The following is a 20,812-nucleotide window of genomic DNA, read 5'->3' as shown; positions in this document are numbered from 1 at the left end:
GGGAGGCAGTCGGTAAGACATAAACCGCTGACAATCGAAATCAGGAAGACAGAGTACAGGGAGTCCTGAAAATGGACGCCAGGTATTACGTAAGCCTGCGGATTTTCAACACAAGTAAAAATCAAGCGTACCTGCTTGGTTTTGCTGGAGTGTGGAAACTTCGCGGGCTTTTTTCATTCACGAAAAAAACGAAAGATGGGGGATACCATGCCCAAAATGAAAGTCCATCAACTGACAAAAGTGTTCGGCAAGCAGCCCGAGTTAGCCTTGAAGCTGCTGGCAGAAGGACGAACGAAAGAACAAATTTACAAGCAAACCGGCCAGTCCATCGGTGTCAATCAGGTCAGCTTTGAAGTCGAGGAAGGTGAAATCTTCGTCATCATGGGCCTGTCCGGCAGCGGCAAGTCAACGTTAATTCGACTGTGTAATCGACTGATTGACCCAACGAGCGGAAGCATCGAGATCGATGGCGAAGAGATCGTGGACATGAAGGCGACAGCCTTGCGCGAGGTTCGGAGGAAGAAGCTCGGGATGGTTTTCCAAAATTTCGCCCTGTTTCCGCAGCGAACGGTACGGGAAAACGTCGAGTTTGGATTGGAGATTCAACAAGTACCGCCCGGGCTCCGGCAAGAAAAAGCACGGGAAGCGCTTGCGCTCGTTGGATTAACCGAGTGGGAAAACGCGTACCCGGATCAATTGAGTGGAGGGATGCGCCAGCGGGTCGGATTGGCGCGGGCGTTGGCTAATAATCCAGATATTCTCTTGATGGACGAAGCGTTCAGTGCACTGGACCCGCTCATTCGAAAAGACATGCAGGATGAACTGCTGGAGCTTCAGATGACGATGAAAAAGACGATCCTGTTCATTACACATGACTTGCACGAGGCGTTGCGGCTGGGCGATCGGATTGCCTTTATGAAGGACGGACAGATCATTCAGATCGGCCGCCCGGAAGAAATCATGGCAGACCCAGCGGATGAGTTCGTACGGAAGTTCGTCGAGGATGCCGACCTGTCCAGGGTGCTCGTTGCTGAAAATGTGATGAAACGGGCAGAAGCAATTACGCCTGACAAAGGGGCGCGAGTAGCGCTGCAACTCATGATGGATAACGGCGTGTCCAGCTTGTACGTCGTGGACAAAAAGCGTACACTGCTCGGCTTGATTACGGCGTATGACGTATCACTCGCGATCGGTACGGGAGATTCGCTGGAGACGATCATGAATACCGATCTCCCTACCGTTTCGCCTGACGCACGTCTGCACAGTTTGTTCCCGATGATGGCAGACCTGCACGTCCCGATTGCGGTAGTGGGCGAGCAGCAGCGTTTGTTGGGTGTCATCGTAAAAGGAGCGGTGTTGGGCGGGCTGGTAGGCAAAGTCAATGTCCAAGAGCACCAGAGAGCAGAGGTGATGAGTGATGGACGTCGTGCCTAAGCTGCCGATTGGCGAATGGATGGAAGGGTTCGTGGAGGTGCTGGGCCAGTACAAAGGGGTATTGTTTGATCCGGTGTCTATCGTCATTTCCACGATGGTGACTTACTGTTCCACGGTTTTGGCAGAGATACCTTCGCTGATCCTCATCTTGCTGCTAGGGGGCGCCACATGGGTTTTTGCAGGAAAAGCATCCATGGTCTTTACGGTTATCGGACTTTCTCTCATTCACAACTTGGGGTACTGGGATGAAACGATCGAGACATTGGGACTCGTCCTCACTGCCACCATGATTTCGATCGCCATCGGGATTCCGGTGGGCATTCATTGCGCGAGACACGATACGTTTCGCAATCTGGTCACGCCAGTACTTGATTTGATGCAGACGATGCCAGCGTTCGTTTACTTGATTCCCGCGATCTTTTTCTTCGGCTTGGGCGAGGTGCCGGGAGTCATTGCCTCCGTTATTTTTGCTTTGCCGCCAATCGTGCGACTCACGAACTTAGGCATACGTCAGGTCCCAGAGGAAATGGAGGAAGCGGCGGACGCCTTTGGCGCAACCGGGTGGCAAAAGCTCGTGAAAGTGCAACTGCCGTATGCGAAATCGACGATCTTGGCGGGCGTCAATCAGTGCATCATGCTCGCCCTGTCGATGGTGGTCATAGCGGCTATGATCGGGGCGAAAGGCTTGGGTGCAGACGTATATCGCGCCGTTTCGCAAGTGGATATAGGAAGAGGATTCGAGGCGGGGCTATCCATCGTGATCATCGCTATCGTCTTGGATCGGCTTACTCAACATGCAGGAAAAAAGGAGAGAAACACATGATGAACAAAAAGGTTCCAGCTTTACTGGCAGTGATGATGGGAGCGACGGCTTGGCTCGCAGGCTGCTCTAGTCCAAACACAAACACACAAATACCGACAGCAACGGTGATCGGTCCAATTTCTTCTGAGACATCGGACAACGCGTTGGGAGAAAAGCTCGACTACAAAATCATCGGAATCGATGCAGGAGCAGGCTCGATGGTGAAGACAGAGGAAGTCATGAATCTATATGGCTTGGATAAATGGCAGCTTGTCGAAGGCTCAGATGCAGCAATGACAGCAGCTTTGATCAAGGCGTATGAAGCGAAGGAACCGATTATCATTACGGGCTGGACGCCCCATTGGATGTTTAAAAAGATGGATTTGAAATATTTGGCGGACCCGAAGAACGGCTTTGGCGGAGCGGAACAAATCCATACCATCGTGCGAAAAGGGCTGAAAGAGGATCTGCCTGCTGCCTATCAATTTCTGGATAAGTTCTGGTGGGAGCCAGCCGACATGGAGTCGGTCATGGTCCAAATGATTGACGGAAAAGATCCGGAAGTGGCTGCTGCGGAATGGGTAAAAAACAACGAAGCCAAAGTAGCGAAATGGGTGGCGGGCATCCAGCCTGTCCAAAAAGAGAAGCTGACTCTCGCGTATGTAGCATGGGATTCTGAAATTGCCAGCACACACGTCGTAGAGCATGTGCTGGAGCAGAAGCTGGGGTATGAAGTCGAAGTGAGTCAGGTTCAGACTGGACCGATGTGGGCAGGAGTTGCCATTGGGGATGTAGATGGGATGGTTGCGGCTTGGCTGCCGTCTACAGATACGAGCTATTTAAAAAAATTTGGTGGGCAAATCGAGGATTTGGGTCCGAATCTCGACGGAACCAAAATCGGACTCGTGGTTCCTTCGTACATGAACATCTCGTCCATTGAGGATCTCCAATAAGGAAAGGGAGGCGCTGCTATGAAGCATTATCTTGTAATGGGCAAGGGGGAAGCTTTCACTTCTTTTGTCCAGACACTATGCTGCGACAGTTTGCCTGCGTTTTGGGGAAGGAATCCTGGTGCCTTTTCATTGACAGCGGGGCCTGGAGACAAGACGATTCAGCGTTTTTTGCCCATTTCATTTGACGAGTGCTACCGCGATCAGGAATCCTTGCTGCGCTACCATTCCGTCTACCTCTTTCCTGATGAGTGGGCGGAGGGACGTGACTTGCTTACACTGTTCAAGCAGCTGGGCACCTGCCGAATTTTTGTGATCGTATAGGAATTTATAAAATAAATTCCGGAACGCATGAAAACTTACCGCTTAAACGCGGTCGCTCCCCCTTGAAGAGACCGCGATATAGATTTTCTTATGACGCAGGAGCATCGGAACGCGATGTTATACAAGGCGCTCGGGGAGAATCACGTCATCGTGAGCCAGCCCGGGTATAAAGGCTACGGCTGGTTGGCTGAACAGATGAGTGGGTAAGAGAGGAATAGAAAAGGCTCCGTCTTCAAATGAGGCGGAGCCTTGTTTTCGTGAAATTAGCCCAACATTTTTTCGAGGTCCTTGTCCAATACATATACCTCGATTCGTTCACCCATTTTCGTGCTGATGTCACTATGACTCGATAGTACCTTGCAGCTTGTCAGCTTCTCTACGATTTCTTCTGATTCTTCGCTGTACATTTCACGGAGAACCTCGCGCATTTCTTTGACGATGCGGCGACCTTTATCGTGACTGGACAGATGCTTTTCTTCGACGGTGAGAACGCCTTTGAACCTGGCGATGACCATATCACCGACGATGTAGGTCTTCGCTTCCTGTGGACCTCGTCCAATCAGTTCGCGCTGAAATTTTATGAATGCTTCGCTGATTTCTGCTTCCAGCTTTTTTTTGTTAGAGATGGCCAAACGCCATACCTCCCATAATTTATCATTGTGCCTAATATTACTCAGCAGTGTAGAGACTGTCAAACAAATAGGCTGATTATGTGAAAAAGCAAGAGAAACGATGAAATATCATGATCGGATGAGGCCTGATAGGTTTAAATCGCTTACACGGATAAAGAATGCAAAAATCGTGTGAAAAAGACTGAAATAGGACATTAACATCCGATTATGCCGGACGTATAATGAGACTCGTAACCAACAATTGCAAATATGGCCAAATCCCGAGGCACTCGGGAACGGAGGACCCAATCAGTAGGGGTTAATCCCACGCATGAATCGTGGGAGGGATGAGACACTCTTTCGCCATCCTACCCGTCAGCTAACTTCGTCGGCTAAAGCGAGGGAGGTCTAAAGACCGCCTATTTGAGGAGGCCTTTTTGTTTTCCATTTGGGACGACAAAGGTTGACTCAAAACGTAATGCAGGTCTTTTCGTTTTGCTCAAAAACGGCCAATGACCGTTTTACTCACAAGTAAATAGCTGTTTTTTTGAAAAAGGAAACGGGAGACAAAACGCAAAGAAGGCAACTTCAAGTCGGCTGGGCGTTAGGTAGACCAATGAGTACTTTTTCTCCGATACAAAGGATCGTTTTATTTGCCGCGGGAAGCGGGCGACTTCGTTCGTCTGTTCATCTTCAGCTCGGTCAAATGTGGCGATCTTTCGGGGAAATCGTAAGCATTGGTCTATTTTTTTATCCCAAATGGCAGGTTTTCTTCAAAAAAGAAAGCCTGTGCAGGGGATAGCGAGAGAGACGCTTCGGCCAGACTTCACGGAATAATTCGTACGGCAAAAAAGGAGGGACATGGCATGGACGTGGTTTCCATACTGCTCTTGGCGCTTTCATTTGGTGTATTTTTTGCACTCATCAAGTTTTGTGACGCCGTGGTAAGAGAACAGGGAGGGAAAGAGAAATGATCTGGTTGCTGCTGATTGTGGCAGGGCTTGCGATGTACCTGTGCCACGCATTGATTTACCCGGAAAAATACTAGAGGCTGATCGAATCATTCGTTCATTTGGAACCATTTTTTAGAGGGAGTAGGAGGAACTGTCGTGGACTTTATACAAATAGCGTTGGTTTTGGTGGTGCTTTTCGTGCTCGCCATACCGATGGGAAGATATTTGGCACGCTCCTTTTCGCTGGAGACGACCCGATTGGACCGTGTTTTTGGCGGGTTGGAAAAAGCGATATACAAGCTGTCTGGCATTCGCGTAGCAGATATGACCTGGAAGCAGTACGCAATGGCTGTTCTGGTCAGCAACATTTCGATGGTAGCCATTGCCTATCTCTTGCTTCGTTTGCAAGGGATGCTGCCTGGAAACCCAAGTGGCATTGCGGCGATGGAGCCGTTGCTTTCCTTTAACACAGCTGTCAGCTTTTTGACGAATACCAATCTTCAGCATTACAGCGGAGAAAGCGGATTGTCGTATCTATCGCAGATGCTGGTCATTATTTACCTGATGTTTACCACGCCAGCGACAGGGATCGCGGTCGTAATGGCTTTCATGCGCGGGCTGACCGGACAGCGCAGCATCGGTAACTACTACGTAGATTTGGTACGTGCTCATACACGGGTGTTGATTCCACTGGCGATTGCCGTGACATTGCTCTTGGTGTCCCAAGGCGTGCCGCAGACGATGGAACCGACGGCAACAGCGACAACCATTAGCGGTACGGAGCAACAAATCGCTCGCGGTCCGGTCGCTTCACTCGTATCGATCAAGCATTTGGGAACAAACGGAGGCGGATTCTTTGGCGTGAACTCCTCGCATCCATTTGAAAACCCGACACCGCTAACAAACGTGATCGAAATTTTGTCGATGTTCTTGATCCCGGCTGCACTGCCATTCGCATTCGGCTTCATGGCGAAGAGCCGCAAGCAAGGCTGGGTTATTTTTGGAGCGATGTTCGTGATGTTCCTGGCGTTCCTGATTACGGCGTATGCCAACGAAGTAAACGGCAACCCGGCGCTGGAACAGGCTGGCCTGTCACAAGAAATGGGCAGCATGGAAGGAAAAGAAGTCCGCTTTGGTATCGCACAAAGCGCCTTGTTCACTGCCGTGACAACAGCGGCAACGACAGGAACCGTGAACAACATGCACGATACATTGACACCACTTGGCGGCTTGGTTCCGCTCGGTGAAATGATGCTCAACTGCGTATTCGGCGGAGATGGCGTCGGAACGATTAACATTTTGATGTATGCGATTTTGGCTGTATTCTTGGCGGGCTTAATGGTAGGACGTACGCCTGAATTCCTCGGCCGCAAGATCGAAGGAAAAGAGATGAAGCTGATCGCCATCGCGATTCTCGTTCATCCCCTGATTATTTTGGCGCCAACCGCCATTGCATTGGCAACAGAAATGGGATCGTCCGCAGTGTCGAATCCAGGCTTCCACGGTATTTCACAAGTGCTGTATGAGTACACTTCTTCGGCAGCCAACAACGGTTCCGGTTTTGAAGGGTTGGGCGACAACACGCCATTCTGGAACATTTCTACCGGACTCGTCATGCTGTTCGGTCGATACGTCTCGATCATTACGATGCTGGCGGTAGCAGGCTCCTTGCTCGCAAAAACGCCAGTACCGGAAACGATGGGTACACTGCGCACAGACAATAGTGTATTCACAGTGATTCTGATTGCGACTGTAGTAATCGTAGGCGCACTGACATTCCTGCCTGTGCTTGCGCTCGGTCCAATCGCCGAGTGGCTCACAATCCGTTAAGGGGAAGTTCAAAAGCCGACTTTTTGAACATCGATTTGAAAATGAATACTAGAGGCGAAGGAGTAATTTTCCATGAGTAGAACGCGCACGGTTGCGCTTCCTAAAGATTTGTACCAGCGGGCCTTTGTCGAGTCTTTCAAAAAACTGGACCCGCGTGTAATGATGAAAAATCCAGTTATGTTCGTGGTAGAGATCGGGTTCTTCATTACGCTTCTCCTGACGTTTGTGCCTAATTTGTTCGGGGGAGCTTCGGACCCGCTTTATAACGGCGTCGTCAGCTTTATCCTGTTCGTGACGATTTTGTTCGCCAACTTCGCAGAAGCCTTGGCAGAAGGGCGCGGCAAAGCACAGGCAGAGAGCTTGAAAAAAACGAAGCAGGACACGCAAGCAAAAAAAGTGGGGAAAGATGGTCGGATTCAAGTCGTCAGTTCCACAGAACTGCGAAAAGGCGATCTGGTCATCGTGGAAGCAGGCGAGCTGATTCCATCCGACGGGGAAATCGTCGAGGGTGTCGCCTCAGTGGACGAATCAGCGATTACGGGTGAATCTGCTCCGGTCATTAAAGAAGCAGGTGGCGATTTCAGCTCTGTCACGGGAGGTACACGTGTCGTCAGTGACCGCATCCGTGTCCGCGTGACGACGGATCCCGGCGAATCGTTTTTGGATCGCATGATTTCGTTGGTAGAAGGCGCGAAGAGACAGAAGACTCCGAATGAAATCGCGTTGAATACGCTGTTGGTCAGCTTGACGTTGATTTTCCTGATCGTCTGCACGACCTTGCAGCCGATTGCGAACTATGTGAATGCAGCCATTCCGGTTGCGACTCTGATTGCCTTGCTCGTATGCTTGATTCCGACCACGATTGGCGGACTCTTGTCAGCGATTGGGATTGCGGGTATGGACCGGGTCACACAGTTCAACGTTATTGCCATGTCTGGTAAAGCCGTTGAGGCATCTGGTGACATCAACACCATTATTTTGGATAAAACGGGAACGATCACGCATGGTAACCGGATGGCTGCCGAGTTTGTCACCGTAGGCAACAGCAAAAGCACGGAATTGAACCGCGTAGCTGCACAAAGCTCGGTTCATGATGAAACACCGGAAGGACGCTCTGTCGTAGAGCTGGCGAAAAAACAAGGGCTGGCACCTGCTGAACTGGAATTGTCCGATTCCGAAGGCGTGGAGTTCCGCGCTGAAACAAGAATGAGCGGGACGAATCTGGCAAACGGTATCCTCATCCGCAAAGGGGCCGTCGACGCCATCAAAAAATACGTAGCAGAGCAAGAGGGCAGCATTCCTGCTGATTTGGATGAAAAAGCAAACCGGATTGCAACGGCGGGCGGCACGCCATTGGCTGTAGCAGAAGGCAATGCGATTCTCGGTTTGATTTACTTGAAGGATACCGTAAAGCCAGGGATGCGCGAACGTTTTGAAGAGCTGCGTCGGATGGGAATTCGTACGGTCATGTGCACGGGGGATAACCCGCTGACAGCAGCGACGATTGCCCGCGAAGCTGGTGTAGATGATTTCGTAGCGGAAGCCAAGCCGGAAGACAAGATTGCGCTGATCCGCAAAGAACAAGCGGCAGGCAAGCTGGTCGCCATGACAGGTGACGGTACGAATGACGCGCCAGCTCTCGCACAAGCCGATGTCGGTTTGGCGATGAACACGGGTACGGTAGCGGCGAAGGAAGCAGCGAACATGGTCGATCTGGATTCTGACCCGACCAAAATCATCGAGGTCGTGGCGATTGGCAAACAGCTTTTGATGACACGCGGTGCATTGACGACGTTCAGTATCGCCAATGACGTAGCGAAATACTTCGCGATCATTCCTGCGATGTTCATGCTGGCGATCCCACAAATGAGTGCGCTCAACATCATGGGCTTGGCTACACCGCAGAGTGCGATTTTGTCCGCATTGATCTTCAATGCGATTATCATCCCGATCCTGATTCCGTTGGCGATGAAAGGTGTGAAGTACACACCGATGAGCGCGACAAAGCTGCTCAGCCGCAACCTAGTGATCTATGGCTTGGGAGGAATTATCGTTCCGTTCGTGGGTATCAAGCTGATTGACTTGATTTTGACCGGATTGAATCTGGTGTAACTCATATTGAAAAAAAGAAAGCTCAGGTGAACCGATATGATAGTGAAAAATTTGCGTCTCAGCCTCGTTTTGCTGCTGATTTGCGGCATTGCCTACCCGCTGGCGATGACAGGAGTTGCACAGGTTGTCATGCCTGCACAAGCAAGCGGCAGTCTCATCACCGATGCGAGCGGCAAGGTGGTCGGCTCCGAACTGATTGGGCAAACCTTCACCGATCCGAAGTACTTCTGGGGACGCATTTCTTCTATTGATAACAATGCGGCAGGCTCTGGCTCGAACAACTACGCGCCATCCAACCCGGCCCTGATCGAACGTACGCAAAAGGATATCGCCGCATTTCTTGCAGCGAATCCTGGCGTGAAGCAGGAAGACATCCCGGCTGATTTGCTGACCAACTCCGCTTCCGGTCTGGACCCGCATATCTCGCCAAAAGCTGCCCAGATACAAGTAGAGCGTGTAGCCAAGGCACGCAATCTCGAACCGGTACAACTACAGGCACTGATTGAAGCGAATACAGACGGAAGGAGCTTGGGTGTATTCGGAGAGCCGCGTGTCAATGTAGTGAAGCTGAATTTGGCTTTGGACGAAATGAAGAAGTAAAGAGTGAAGGAGGGCTGCGAGATGGTAGAGCAGTTTCGGCGAAAATCCCCGGAGGAAATCTTGCAGTCCATCTCCAGAATGCACCGGGGCAGGCTGAAAATCATTCTGGGGGCAGTCAGTGGTTCAGGGAAAACCTATCATCTGCTAATGGAAGGGCAGACGCTTAAGAAAAAAGGGGTGGATGTGGTCGTAGCTGGCTCAGGTGAGGCCACTCATCCCAAGCTGGCGCAAAAGCGGGAGGGCTTGGAGCAAATCCAGCCAATCATCTGGTATTCCCTCGGGGAAGCGAGACATGATCTGGACGTTGCAGCCATTATCGAACGAGATCCGGAAGTCGTGCTCGTAGACGGCTTGGCTCATCGCAATCGTCCAGATGCCCCGCGTCCAACCAGCCTGGACGATGTTCAGTATTTGCTGAACCACAATATTAGTGTGATCGCGACGGTCAACATTTACGAATTGGCCGGGATGAAAGAGATGGCAGAGCGACTGACGAAGGCAGAGGTGCGGATCGACCAGTGTGTCCCGGAAGATACGCTTGCCATGGCCGACGAGGTGAAACTGCTAGACGTTACGCCAGAAGCCATTCTGAAACGGCTGCAAGAAGACGATCGCAACCCGACTCGAACCAAGCATCCGCTGTTTCGCAGAGACAATCTGCATGTGCTGCGGGAACTCGCTCTTCGGTTCGTAGCTACGGGCGTAAACGAGGATTTGGAGGATTATCGGGAGAAGCACGGCATGGTGGGGGCGTCAGGAGCCACAGAGAAGGTTCTGGTTTCTGCCCAGTATCATTGGAACGGCTCGATATTGGTTCGGCGCGGACAACAGGTTGCCAAGCGGCTCGGCGGAGAGCTCTTGGTCGTCTGTTTTCTCCCTTTATCCAAGAAGCTGACGAAGGAAGAAGCGACTTTTAAGAGATCCATCGGAAAGCTCGTGGACAAAGTCGGAGGTATCTTTGAAGAGCAGATGCTTGCACGTGAAAAGGACGTAGCAAATCAGCTCGTCGCTTATGCGATGGAGAATAATGTGACCCGAATCGTCATGGGGCAGTCCAAGCGTACGCGCTGGGAAGAGATATGGTACGGATCCATCGTCCATAAGATACTTCGGCAAACGAAAAATATCGATATCTTGATCGTGGCGGATCGTTCCGAGCGGGACGGTGAGCGTGTCATGCCGACCAAGCGAGAACAAGCGGTAACGGCCAATCCGTACCGACGACTCTCCGATGAGGAGATGCAGCAGGAAATCGGTAAAATCAAGCGCGGGACGCTAAAGGTATATGTAGGAGCCGCACCTGGTGTCGGCAAGACGTACACGATGCTGAGAGAAGGCAATGAGCTCGCCGAAAATGGCATCGACGTGGTGATTGGACTTTTGGAAACGCATGGACGAAAAGAAACCATTGAGCAGGTAGGGGGACTTCCTCTCATCCCGCGCAAGCGCATTCCGTACAAAAACGTGACGCTGGAAGAAATGGACACGGACGAAATCATCCGGCGAAATCCGGAGGTCGTGCTGGTGGATGAGCTGGCACATACGAATGTGCCGGGGAGTGCCTATGAGAAGCGATACCACGATGTCGAGAAGATTTTGGCTGCGGGTATTTCTGTCATATCCACGATGAACATTCAGCACCTCGAGAGCTTAAACGACAGCGTCGAGCAAATCACGGGAATCCGCGTGCGAGAGACGGTGCCAGACCATATTCTGCATCAGGCAGATGAGGTAGAGCTGATTGATATTTCACCCAAGGCACTGCGTCAGCGGATGCGGGAGGGCAATATTTACGCGATGGAAAAGGTGGAGCAGTCACTGACCAACTTTTTCAAAACAGGGAATTTGATCGCGTTAAGGGAGCTGGCCTTGCGTGAGGTGGCAGACGACGTCGATGAACGCTTGGAGGCGTGGGAGCGACGAACGCTTCGTGGGCCTTGGCGACAGCGGGAAGTGATTTTTGTCTGCGTCAACCTGCGTGCAGACAGTGAACGATTGATTCGACGAGGGTTTCGCATCGCGTATCGCTTGAAAGCGACCTGGCATGTAGCTTACGTGCAGGACCATCCGTCGCTGACAGAAGAGGAAGAGACACAGCTGGCGAAGCTGAAGGCACTAACAGAGCGGCTCGGAGGTCGTTTCGAACGATACGAAGCCCCTTCCCGACGCAAGGTTTTCACCAAGCTGGTTTGGCATATGAACGAAAAAGGAACGACACAGGTCGTCATCGGGCAGTCGGCGCGGACCCGCTGGAAGGAAATTCTCGAGGGTTCGGTCATCCAGCGATTATTGCGGGAGGTCCGACACATGGATGTGCTGGTCGTGGCTGATCACGCACCCGATATGATGTGAGGGAGGGTAATGATGGGCACAGAAAAAGAAGGGCAATGGGACCAAAGCGTGGCAGATGCCTATAGCCGTTTGGAGTGCCTGATACTAGAGCCAACTACGGAGGCAGATTTGTTTTCCAGGCTGATACGGGTCTACCTGGAGGAAGAAGAGGTGCGCATACGGCAAAAGCTAAAGCGCAAATCCTCACAGCGAATCTCTCGCGTCATGCATGAGCGGGTGGGTGAGTTTTTGTCCGGGCAGTTGACCGGGCTTTCGTTTCAAGTGATTGACGGTCTCTTGTTTATGAAAAAAGACGAACAACTGGTCGGAGCACTCAAATGTATCCCTGATCTCGGCAGCTACGATACGCCATCTTGGAATGCGACACTCGCCCGTTTTGCCAAGCAGTATCAGAAGCGGTTCAAGCTGGCGCCAGAGAAGCTGCTGTTCGTTGTCTGCTCACTCGCCAAAAGCTTGGATGCAGCCCATGCCAAGGCGTTGACCGGAATTGACGTGTGGTGCGGCGCAGCACTAACAACTCCAGCTTATCGGGATGCGTTGCAGGTGTATGTCAACAAATATGTGGAAGTCATGGATGCGCTCCCACAGCCTGTGAATCAAGTGTATTTCTTGAGTGCAGATGCCCATCCGAATGCGCTTGCTTGCCAATTGCTGCGCGGGGAAAAAGCTTCCTTGCCAGATCGTTGGCTGCGGCCGTCCGTCAGTGATCTCATCCAATTATTGCAAACGAAGCTGTGATATACTTTTAGGGATGTTCATACGATGAATTTCCTTGGGAGGGACTTTTTATAAAAGTAAAAGTGGCTGGTATCCCGCATTTCACAGGGGCATATGTCTCTGGTACAGAATTAGGTCCTGACGCTCTTCGTACAGCAGGATTGATCGAGCAGTTGCAGCAGCATGGCTTGGATGTGCAGGATGTAGGAAATCTGCATCTTCCCGATGATTTGCCTCGCCATAATATTCCACCAGTTCGTAATTGGCCGGCTCCGCGCATGTTTTGGGATTTGCTGCAAAAGGACGCGCAAGAGTGGCTCGATACAGACGACTTTGTCTTGATGATCGGCGGCGATTGCAGCTTGGTTGTTGCGACAGCGCAGGCTCATCAGGCTCGGTATCAGGAAAAAGCGTATCTGCTCGTGCTTGACGGTCATCTCGATGCAGTAGTTCCATCGGCTTCCCGCTGTATTGGGGCAGCAGGGATGGGATTGTGGTTTTTGCTTCAGGATCGCGGACAATGGATCGAGCCAAGCGGCTGGAATGCAGAGCGAATCCGCCTTGTCGGCTGCCAGCAGATGCCTGGAGAGACTTTCGGCGTTGACGTCATGACCTTGGCCCAGCTCACAGAAGGCAGCATCGGGGAACGAGTTTCTCATATGCTCCAATCGATCCCGCCTGATGCCAAAATCCTCGTTCATTTCGACGTAGATATCATGCACAAAGACGCGATGCCTGCTGCCTATTCGCCAAGTGAGAATGGGTTGTCCTTGTCGGAAGCGAAGGCATTGCTTGCGACTGTTCTGCGAGATTCGCGCGTGACAAGTATGGAAGTAACGGAATTCTCAGGGGCAAGGGATACCACTGGCGAGTATGCAACGAGACTGGTAGAGTTGCTCGCCCGGGCACTAGCTGCACGTGCGTAAAGCCCTCCCATCTATGAAATCAATTCGATAGAAAGTGAGCTCGGTAATCCTGATTCGTTCAGGCTGTCGGGCTCTTTTTTGCGTGCTCCTCGTGAACCGAACGATTGTTTCTCGTGAATATAGAGTGAATCTAGGAAAACAAGGAGTGGAGCAGTTATGAAAAAGCTGGCATTATGTGTGGCAGCATTGGCAGTCGTTGTATCAACGGGAATCCTCGTGTCCCCGTCGTTTTTCACAAGTAGTCCGGCAGCAGTGGTGAATGCAGCACCGTCTGTGAACACTAGCTTGTTTGTCTCGCAAAAGGCTGGAGATCCTGGAATTTTGCAAGCCGCTCAAAATGGATTTGCCCAGCCGCTTGATCTGAAAGTGACCGATCAAGGCTTTACCTTGGAAGCAAAAGAGGTTCTGGCAGACCCGCTGCGCATCAGTATTATCGCCGGGGTAAAAGACAAAGACGGCAAGGCAACAGATGTGTATTGGGATAATTTCCACGCCCCCACCCATGAATATCAAGAAATCACGATCAAGGATAAAGCGGGCAAGGTTTTACATAGCTCATCCCCCAATCAAGTGTCGTGGAAAACAAACCAGATAGGCGATTACATCCTGTTTGAACACGAGCTCAGAAGCTATTTTGACGATGGGAACAAGCTGCCGGACGAGCTGGTCGTAGAGTTCCACATGAAAAAGATGGGCAGTACCAAAGGCAACTGGCAGCTGTCGGTACCCGTGAACTTGAAAAAAGCAAAAGCTGCGACGAAAACAGTGGCTGTCAATCAGTCCTATACCTCTCCCCAAGGATTTCAGTTCGATTTGCGAGAGATTACCTTTGCACCGAGTGGAACAGAAGTGGTGATTGATTCGAATAACAAGGACTTCAGCTATCAGCTTGTCAATGAAAAGGGAGTCGTCCTTGGCGCATGGGACTCTGCAGTCGCTATCCATGATGAGAGCATTCAGAAAAACGTAATCAATACGATGAAATGGCGCGAGTCTGCTCCAGTGGAAAAAGGGCTGCGACAATTTCATTACTTCCACGACCTGAAAGAATCGAATGGTCTAACCTTTAAGCTGCACGCTGTTTATACAGAGGAAGAGCCAGGATTCAGCGTAAAACTGGACCCTGCCAGTGTGGGAGCAAAGCAAGTTACAGCAGAAAAGAATGGGACTCGCTTCACGTTTCACAAAGTATCTAAGGGCAGCGGAGAGGATCGCTACAACATCGAGTTTGAGGGGACGCTAGCGGAAGGAGTTGTGGGAATCTTCCCGTTTGATACATGGTACGTGACGGACGAAAAGGGCAAAAAGTACAGTGCGGTATGCCATATCGAGGAATCCGCCAATCAAAATGGACGGATGAAAGTAAGCGGGAATTTGGAAATCGAGGAGATGAAATCCTTGCCGAAGCAAATGACGATCACCTTTGACAGTATGTTGAAGGAGCATCGCGATGTGAGCTTAGCGGTACCTCTTTTGACAGGAAAATAAAATTTTTTAAAATAACGAGAAAGGATTTTCCAGCCCGTTCGTATTAGTGGTGAATCAACCAAAACGGAAGCTGCGCAGCATTCCCCAAAGGCTGATCGGTGATAGATGGAGGAGTAGTAGAAATGCCGGACGATCGGGAATTGATCGAGCAAATCCTGGCTGGCAATCATCAGCTGTACAGTCAGATTATCGACAGGTACAAGGGCAAGATCGTTACTTACTTGTACAAAATGATCGGTAACATGCCTGACGCACAGGATTTGGCTCAAGACGTGTTTACCAAAACCTTTTACCTATTGAAAGACTATCGGCCTGAGCACAAGTTTTCTTCATGGCTGTATCGAATCGCGAGCAATCATTGTCTCGATGAAATACGAAGACGAAAAAGGACGGAACAGACCGCAATTGTGGAGGAACAGATCGTTGATCCAGAGACACCAGAAACCGCCCTGTTAAAAAAGGAGCGAGACGCCCAGCTGAAGCGCAGTATCATGCTGTTGGATGAGGAGTATCGCGAGGTGTTCGTTCTGCATTACTTGAAGCGTCTGTCGTATCGGGAAATCAGCGAGCGACTGTCTCTTACGGAGAGCGCTGTTCAGATGCGCTTGTTCCGTGCTCGTAAAGAGATGAAGAAAAGCCTGACGAAAACGATGGGAGGGGGAGATGTTTATGACATGCTTCATGTTTAATCAATGGAAGCTCTATGAAAATGGCGAGCTCCCCCCTGCCGAAAGCAAAGGACTGGAGCAGCATGCAGTAGAATGCCCACAATGTCAAATCAAGCTGCAAGAGTGGGTCGATCACATGCTGGAAGAGGAATTCTCCGCCTATCCGGAGGTTCCTGTACCCGATACGTTTACGGATGAGGTCATGGGTAAACTGTTCGAAACAGTTCCCGTACGCACTGCACGGAAGCACTCCTCCCGAACCAGAAGACAAAGGGGCTGGGATATTGTGAAGAAGACAGGATTGGTAGTAGCAGGACTTACCGCGTTGGTAGTGACAGGAACGGTTGTATCACCGACATTTGCGAATTATGTGAATAGCTTGTTCCAGATTGAGAAGGATGCGGATAGCGGCATGAAAAATGCTGTTAATAAAGGCCTTGTCCAAAAGCTGGAGCAGAAGGTAACCGATCAAGGGATTACTTTCGAAGCAAAAGAGTTGATGGCTGACTCGATGAGGATTGCAATTATCTTTGATATGTACGACCAGAATGGCAAACAGATAGAAGACCACTCTATGAAGCTTCAGTTAATTGATTCGAACGGAAAAGATTGGTTGGCAGAGGATGGAAGAGAAGAGTCTGGGAGTAGTCATGGGCAGTTTTTCATCGCTGAGCTGAGCTTAAACGATATTTTCGAATCGGCAGAGGCTACTCCTGACCAACTGACCCTGAAAATTGTACCAACAGACATCGAAGGCAAGACAGGGAAGTGGGACTTGGAAATTCCGGTCGATATGAAGAAAGCGAAAGAAGCGACCAAAACGGTTGCGTTCAAAGACGCCGTGTATCAATCACCACAAGGGCTTGAGCTTAAATTGAAACAAATCGAATTCTCCCCAAGTGCGACACGGGTTATGCTGGATTCAACGGTTCCAAAATCAGCTTACGTAGAGTTTGAACGGGCAGTGCTCATGTATGATAAGGATCATCCGGGAGGAGTCCACATCACAAACAAAAAAGTCGAACCTACTTTATCAGGGGGTGATATCGCGTACGAAATTATCAACGAAAAAGGTGAGGTCGTGGCAGCTCGGGATATGTTTGTATTAGATGAAGGAATCGCGAAAAAGAAGAATGTTCTTTACGTCTCTGGACTGTCCAGTAAACAAGAAGGCGATATCATGAAGTGGTGGCATACATTTGGCCCGCTACAGGGTGAACAAAAGTTAAAGTTTCAGCTCCAAAAAGTTTATGAGAACAAACTGGCTTCTCCCAAATTCGACCTCATTCCAGAAGACTTAAACAAGAAGGCAGCGACTTTCAAGGATGAGACAGGCAGTTCGTTTACATTCTCCTCTTTTTCGTGGACACCTGCTAGCGGGGAGGAAAAAGGTAAGGCTGTGATAACTGTAGAGGGTACACTAGGAAAAGACGTGGTCTCCATCAAATATTGGTATGTAAAAGATGAAAACGGGAAGATTTACTATGCGACATTGAGACCAGAAAGCACTAGAGACAAAGATGGACGCGTACTGGTCAAAGGCGAGCTGGTCATTCCGAAATTGGAGCAAGCACCGAAAAAGCTTACGATTTCCTATCCTGAATATACGGTGGAGCACGACGTAAATTGGGAAGTACCGATTGAAATCAAGTAGACGAATGATAGACAGGGGAAGAGGCTGACAGAGGCCTCTTCTTTTTTTGTTTCGATAAGTGATTATAGAATTTTTTAAAAGTAGAGAAAGGTTTTTCCAGGAAATCCGTAATAGCTTATGAATCAACCAAAACGGAAGCTGCGCAGCAATCCCCGCTGGCTTGATCTGTGAAAGATGGAGGAGTAGCAAAATGCCGGACGATCAGGAACTTATCGAGCAAATCCTGGCTGGCGATCATGAGCAGTACAGACAAATTGTCGACAGATACAAGGGCAAGATCGTCGGATATTTGTACAGGATGATCGGCAACATGCCAGACGCACAGGATTTGGCTCAAGACGTGTTTATCAAAACCTTTTATCGTTTGCACGACTATCGGCCTGAGTACAGGTTTTCTTCATGGCTGTATCGAATTGCGAGCAATCATTGTTTCGATGAAATGCGAAAACGCAAACGGACAGAACAGGTAGAAATCGATGAGGAGCAGCTGATTGACCTAGACACGCCAGAGACGACTTTATTGAAAAAGGAACGGGACGCAGAGCTGCAACGCAGCATCATGCTGCTGGATGAAGAGTATCGCGAGGTATTCGTCCTGTTTTACCTACAGCGACTGTCGTATCGGGAAATCAGCGAGCTACTGTCCTACTCGGAGAGCTCCGTTCAGATGCGATTATTCCGCGCCCGCAAAAAGATGAAGGACAGCCTGGCGAAAACGATGGGAGGGGGAGCTATTTATGAAATGCTTCATGTTTAATCAATTGAAGCTATACGTAAACGATGAGCTTGCCCCTGCCGAGAGCAAAGGATTGGAGCAGCATGTGGAAAATTGTCCACAATGCCAGAAGCACCTGCAAGAGTGGGTAGAAGGCATGCAGGAAGAGGATTTTTCCGACATTCCGGAGGCTCCTGTACCCGATGCGTTTACAGATGAGGTCATGGATAAGCTGTCTGATGCAGTTCCTCCACGTTCTACGCGAAAGCGATCCTCCCTAACCAGAAGACAAAGGGGTTGGGATATTGTGAAGAAGACAGGATTGGTAGTAGCAGGACTTACGGCGTTGGTGGTGACAGGAACGGTTGTATCACCTACGTTTGCGAATTATGTGAATAGCTTGTTCCAGATTGAAAAGGATGCGGATAGCGGTATGAAAAACGCCGTCCATAAAGGCCTTGTTCAAAAGCTGGAGCAAAAGGCGACCGATCAAGGAATTACTGTCGAGTTAAAAGAGCTGTTGGCTGACTCGATGAGGATCGCAGTCATCTATGATGTGTACGACGAGAGCGGCAAGAAGATTGAAGATCATGTTTTGAATGCGAAGCTGATTGATCAGAACGGAAAAGATTGGTTCGAGGATGATGGAGGAGATAATTCGGGAAGTCATGGAGAGTTTTTTATCACAGAGCGATTTTTGAACGAAATCTTCGAATCAACTGAGGCGACTCCTGACCAACTGACCTTACATTTAGAACAGACAGAAATCGCTGATAAGACAGGAAAATGGTCATTTGAAGTTCCGATTGATATGAAGAAAGCCAAGGAAGCGACGAAAACGGTTGCCTTCAAGGATACGGCTTTTCAATCGCCGCAAGGGCTCGGGATTGAGCTGAAAAATATCGAATTTTCCCCGAGTGCGACACGGGTCATGCTGGATACCACTTTCCCAAAATCAGCTTATTTGGAGGTTGAACGAACGTCGATCCTGTACGATCGGAAAAATCCGCAAGGGGCCATTATCACAGAAAAAGAGCGTGATCCTGCTTTTTCGGGAGAGAATATGATGTACGAAATCACCAATGAAAAAGGGGAAGTGGTAGCAGCTTGGGATATGAAATCATTGGATGATGGGCTTGATAACAAGGAGAATGTTCTTTTCACACCAAGAACAGAAGAAGAAGCGGAAGAAAGACCAGAAGGCGATGTCTTGAATTGGTGGCATACATTTGGCCCGATACAGGGAGAACAAAAATTAAAGCTTGAGCTAAAGAAAATTTATGAGAAAAAGCTGGCTTCGCCTAAATTTGATCTGGTTCCAACAGAACTAGACAAGAAAGCTGCGACTTTCAAGGATGAGACAGGCAGTACCTTTACATTCTCTTCTTTTGCATGGGAGCCAGGTAACGGCGAAGATCTAGGTGAGGCCGTAATGACCATAGAGGGGACATTAGGAAAAGGCATAGTCGAGAACCGCGATTGGTCTGTAAAGGATGAAAATGGGAAGACTTACCCTGCGTCAGTGAGTACGGAAAGCACCAGAGACAAGGACGGGCGGGTACAGATCAAAGGTGAGATCACGATTCCGCGCTTGAAGCAACAACCGAAAAAGCTCACGGTATCCTATTCTACCTATATGGTGGAACATGACGTGAAGTGGGAAGTACCTTTTGAAATCAAATAGTTCAAAGAAAAAGAAGAGGCTGACAGTGGCCTCTTTTTTTTCATCACATTTAATGGAAGCAAAATCGTTCCGCTAAACAACGTTTTAAACAATGTTTAATTTAATGGTAGGACTTTCCATCCGTGATGGCAATGATTCGTTTTTTGCACATCAGCGGAGCTTTTCGCGTATACCTAATAGGCAATGGGAAAGAGGTGACCACATATGAGCGGATGGCTCGCACTCCTGCTCGTTTCCCTGGCCATCAGCATGGACAGTGTCAGTGTAGGATTGACCTATGGTTTACGGAACATGAGAATGCCCTTTTTGTCGCTCGTCGTCGTTTCCGGTTGTTCATTTGCTGTTGTCTATGGTGTCATGCTCGTAGGCTCATCCCTTACCGAATGGTTAACCCCCGAGATCGGCAAGTATATTGGAGCCGCGGTCTTAATCCTCATGGGTTTGTTTACACTGTGGCGGCTCATTGCGACACGGTCGGGGACAGAGGCTCAGGAGTCTACTGCTGCGAGCAGCAACGCTGTTGTAGCCGCAGAAAAACAGGAAGAGCAGGAACCCATCGTATTATTGTCGCAGTTCCGCATTTTTGGTGTCATGATTCAGATTTTAAAAGATCCCTCCAAAGCCGACGCTGATCGCTCTGGGCATATAATGGGCTGGGAGGCCGTCATGTTGGGGCTTGCTCTGTCTTTGGATGCTTTCGGCGCAGGCATCAGCCTTACGTTTTTGGGATACTCGCCACTGCTCGTCGCTCTCTGTATCGCGGTAATGAGTGCCTTGCTTCTTGTGATAGGAATTGCCCTCGGCAGGCGCGCCGGAAAAGCCAGATGGCTGACGCGACTCACCTGGCTGCCGCCGATTTTGTTGATTTGCATTGGAGTAGCCAAAAGCTTGAAATAACCAATTAACGAACTACAGACCCGTCCTGATAAATGGACGGGTTGTTTTATTTTCTAGCTCGTCTGCATACACATGAAAAGGAGTGAGAAGTGGAT

18 protein-coding genes and 1 riboswitch are annotated in these 20,812 nt (G+C 49.8%); of the genes, 17 read left to right on the top strand and 1 reads right to left on the bottom strand.

The window, feature by feature from the left end:
• Nucleotides 1–207 precede the first annotated feature (207 nt).
• The 4 genes from FB479_RS26670 to FB479_RS31100 are packed head-to-tail and all read left to right on the top strand — an operon-like array spanning nucleotide 208 to nucleotide 3,510.
• Nucleotides 208–1,434: a quaternary amine ABC transporter ATP-binding protein gene (locus FB479_RS26670; protein WP_106652586.1), complete on the top strand. Its 1,227-nt coding sequence runs from the start codon at nucleotides 208–210 to the stop codon at nucleotides 1,432–1,434.
• Entirely contained in the window at nucleotides 1,418–2,257 is an 840-nt protein-coding gene (locus tag FB479_RS26665) for an ABC transporter permease (RefSeq protein WP_142067283.1), read from the top strand. Before FB479_RS26670 ends, FB479_RS26665 begins: the two co-directional genes overlap by 17 nt.
• Complete coding sequence (locus FB479_RS26660; protein ID WP_142067282.1) at nucleotides 2,254–3,189, top strand: glycine betaine ABC transporter substrate-binding protein; 936 nt, start codon at nucleotides 2,254–2,256, stop codon at nucleotides 3,187–3,189. The genes FB479_RS26665 and FB479_RS26660 overlap by 4 nt, the downstream gene beginning before the upstream one ends.
• An 18-nt stretch (nucleotides 3,190–3,207) precedes the next feature.
• A complete protein-coding gene (locus FB479_RS31100) occupies nucleotides 3,208–3,510 on the top strand; it encodes a hypothetical protein (RefSeq protein ID WP_255438702.1) in 303 nt (100 codons plus the stop codon).
• Nucleotides 3,511–3,773: 263 nt separating this feature from the next.
• On the opposite strand, the gene FB479_RS26650 is transcribed toward FB479_RS31100, so the two are convergent.
• A complete protein-coding gene (locus tag FB479_RS26650) occupies nucleotides 3,774–4,142 on the bottom strand; it encodes a Na-translocating system protein MpsC family protein (RefSeq protein WP_012684130.1) in 369 nt (122 codons plus the stop codon).
• 241 nt (nucleotides 4,143–4,383) lie between these two features.
• A riboswitch (cyclic di-AMP (ydaO/yuaA leader) is annotated at nucleotides 4,384–4,530 on the top strand.
• A 561-nt stretch (nucleotides 4,531–5,091) separates the two neighbouring features.
• Here FB479_RS26650 and kdpF point away from each other — a divergent pair.
• From kdpF to ytaF, 13 genes are all read left to right on the top strand, one after another.
• A complete protein-coding gene (gene kdpF / locus FB479_RS31315) occupies nucleotides 5,092–5,169 on the top strand; it encodes a K(+)-transporting ATPase subunit F (protein WP_111914364.1) in 78 nt (25 codons plus the stop codon).
• Between the two features lie 61 nt (nucleotides 5,170–5,230).
• Nucleotides 5,231–6,904, top strand: coding sequence for a potassium-transporting ATPase subunit KdpA (gene kdpA / locus FB479_RS26640; RefSeq protein ID WP_142067281.1), 1,674 nt, complete (start codon nucleotides 5,231–5,233; stop codon nucleotides 6,902–6,904).
• Between the two features lie 72 nt (nucleotides 6,905–6,976).
• Nucleotides 6,977–9,016: a potassium-transporting ATPase subunit KdpB gene (kdpB, locus tag FB479_RS26635; protein ID WP_142067280.1), complete on the top strand. Its 2,040-nt coding sequence runs from the start codon at nucleotides 6,977–6,979 to the stop codon at nucleotides 9,014–9,016.
• A gap of 36 nt (nucleotides 9,017–9,052) precedes the next feature.
• Entirely contained in the window at nucleotides 9,053–9,616 is a 564-nt protein-coding gene (gene kdpC, locus FB479_RS26630) for a potassium-transporting ATPase subunit KdpC (RefSeq protein ID WP_142067279.1), read from the top strand.
• Nucleotides 9,617–9,637: 21 nt separating this feature from the next.
• Nucleotides 9,638–11,968 carry a universal stress protein gene (locus FB479_RS26625; RefSeq protein ID WP_142067278.1) on the top strand — a complete coding sequence of 777 codons (2,331 nt, stop codon included), beginning with the start codon at nucleotides 9,638–9,640 and terminating at the stop codon, nucleotides 11,966–11,968.
• Between the two features lie 12 nt (nucleotides 11,969–11,980).
• Nucleotides 11,981–12,706, top strand: coding sequence for a hypothetical protein (locus tag FB479_RS26620; RefSeq protein ID WP_142067297.1), 726 nt, complete (start codon nucleotides 11,981–11,983; stop codon nucleotides 12,704–12,706).
• Between the two features lie 62 nt (nucleotides 12,707–12,768).
• Complete coding sequence (locus tag FB479_RS26615; protein ID WP_142067277.1) at nucleotides 12,769–13,611, top strand: arginase family protein; 843 nt, start codon at nucleotides 12,769–12,771, stop codon at nucleotides 13,609–13,611.
• Nucleotides 13,612–13,767: 156 nt separating this feature from the next.
• A complete protein-coding gene (locus FB479_RS26610; RefSeq protein WP_142067276.1) occupies nucleotides 13,768–15,099 on the top strand; it encodes a DUF4179 domain-containing protein in 1,332 nt (443 codons plus the stop codon).
• A 122-nt stretch (nucleotides 15,100–15,221) separates the two neighbouring features.
• Nucleotides 15,222–15,788, top strand: a complete 567-nt coding sequence (locus FB479_RS26605) for an RNA polymerase sigma factor (protein ID WP_142067275.1) — start codon at nucleotides 15,222–15,224, stop codon at nucleotides 15,786–15,788.
• Nucleotides 15,769–17,421: a DUF4179 domain-containing protein gene (locus FB479_RS26600; protein WP_142067274.1), complete on the top strand. Its 1,653-nt coding sequence runs from the start codon at nucleotides 15,769–15,771 to the stop codon at nucleotides 17,419–17,421. Before FB479_RS26605 ends, FB479_RS26600 begins: the two co-directional genes overlap by 20 nt.
• A gap of 190 nt (nucleotides 17,422–17,611) precedes the next feature.
• Nucleotides 17,612–18,178: an RNA polymerase sigma factor gene (locus FB479_RS26595; RefSeq protein WP_142067273.1), complete on the top strand. Its 567-nt coding sequence runs from the start codon at nucleotides 17,612–17,614 to the stop codon at nucleotides 18,176–18,178.
• Nucleotides 18,159–19,820: a DUF4179 domain-containing protein gene (locus FB479_RS26590; protein ID WP_142067272.1), complete on the top strand. Its 1,662-nt coding sequence runs from the start codon at nucleotides 18,159–18,161 to the stop codon at nucleotides 19,818–19,820. The genes FB479_RS26595 and FB479_RS26590 overlap by 20 nt, the downstream gene beginning before the upstream one ends.
• Nucleotides 19,821–20,024: 204 nt before the next feature.
• Nucleotides 20,025–20,717 carry a sporulation membrane protein YtaF gene (gene ytaF / locus FB479_RS26585; protein ID WP_088910410.1) on the top strand — a complete coding sequence of 231 codons (693 nt, stop codon included), beginning with the start codon at nucleotides 20,025–20,027 and terminating at the stop codon, nucleotides 20,715–20,717.
• The last annotated feature ends 95 nt before the right edge of the window (nucleotides 20,718–20,812 follow it).

This window comes from Brevibacillus sp. AG162 (assembly GCF_006715575.1).
In the GTDB taxonomy this organism is placed as follows: Bacteria; Bacillota; Bacilli; order Brevibacillales; family Brevibacillaceae; genus Brevibacillus; species Brevibacillus brevis.
This window is presented reverse-complemented; position numbering and strand designations above follow the sequence as displayed.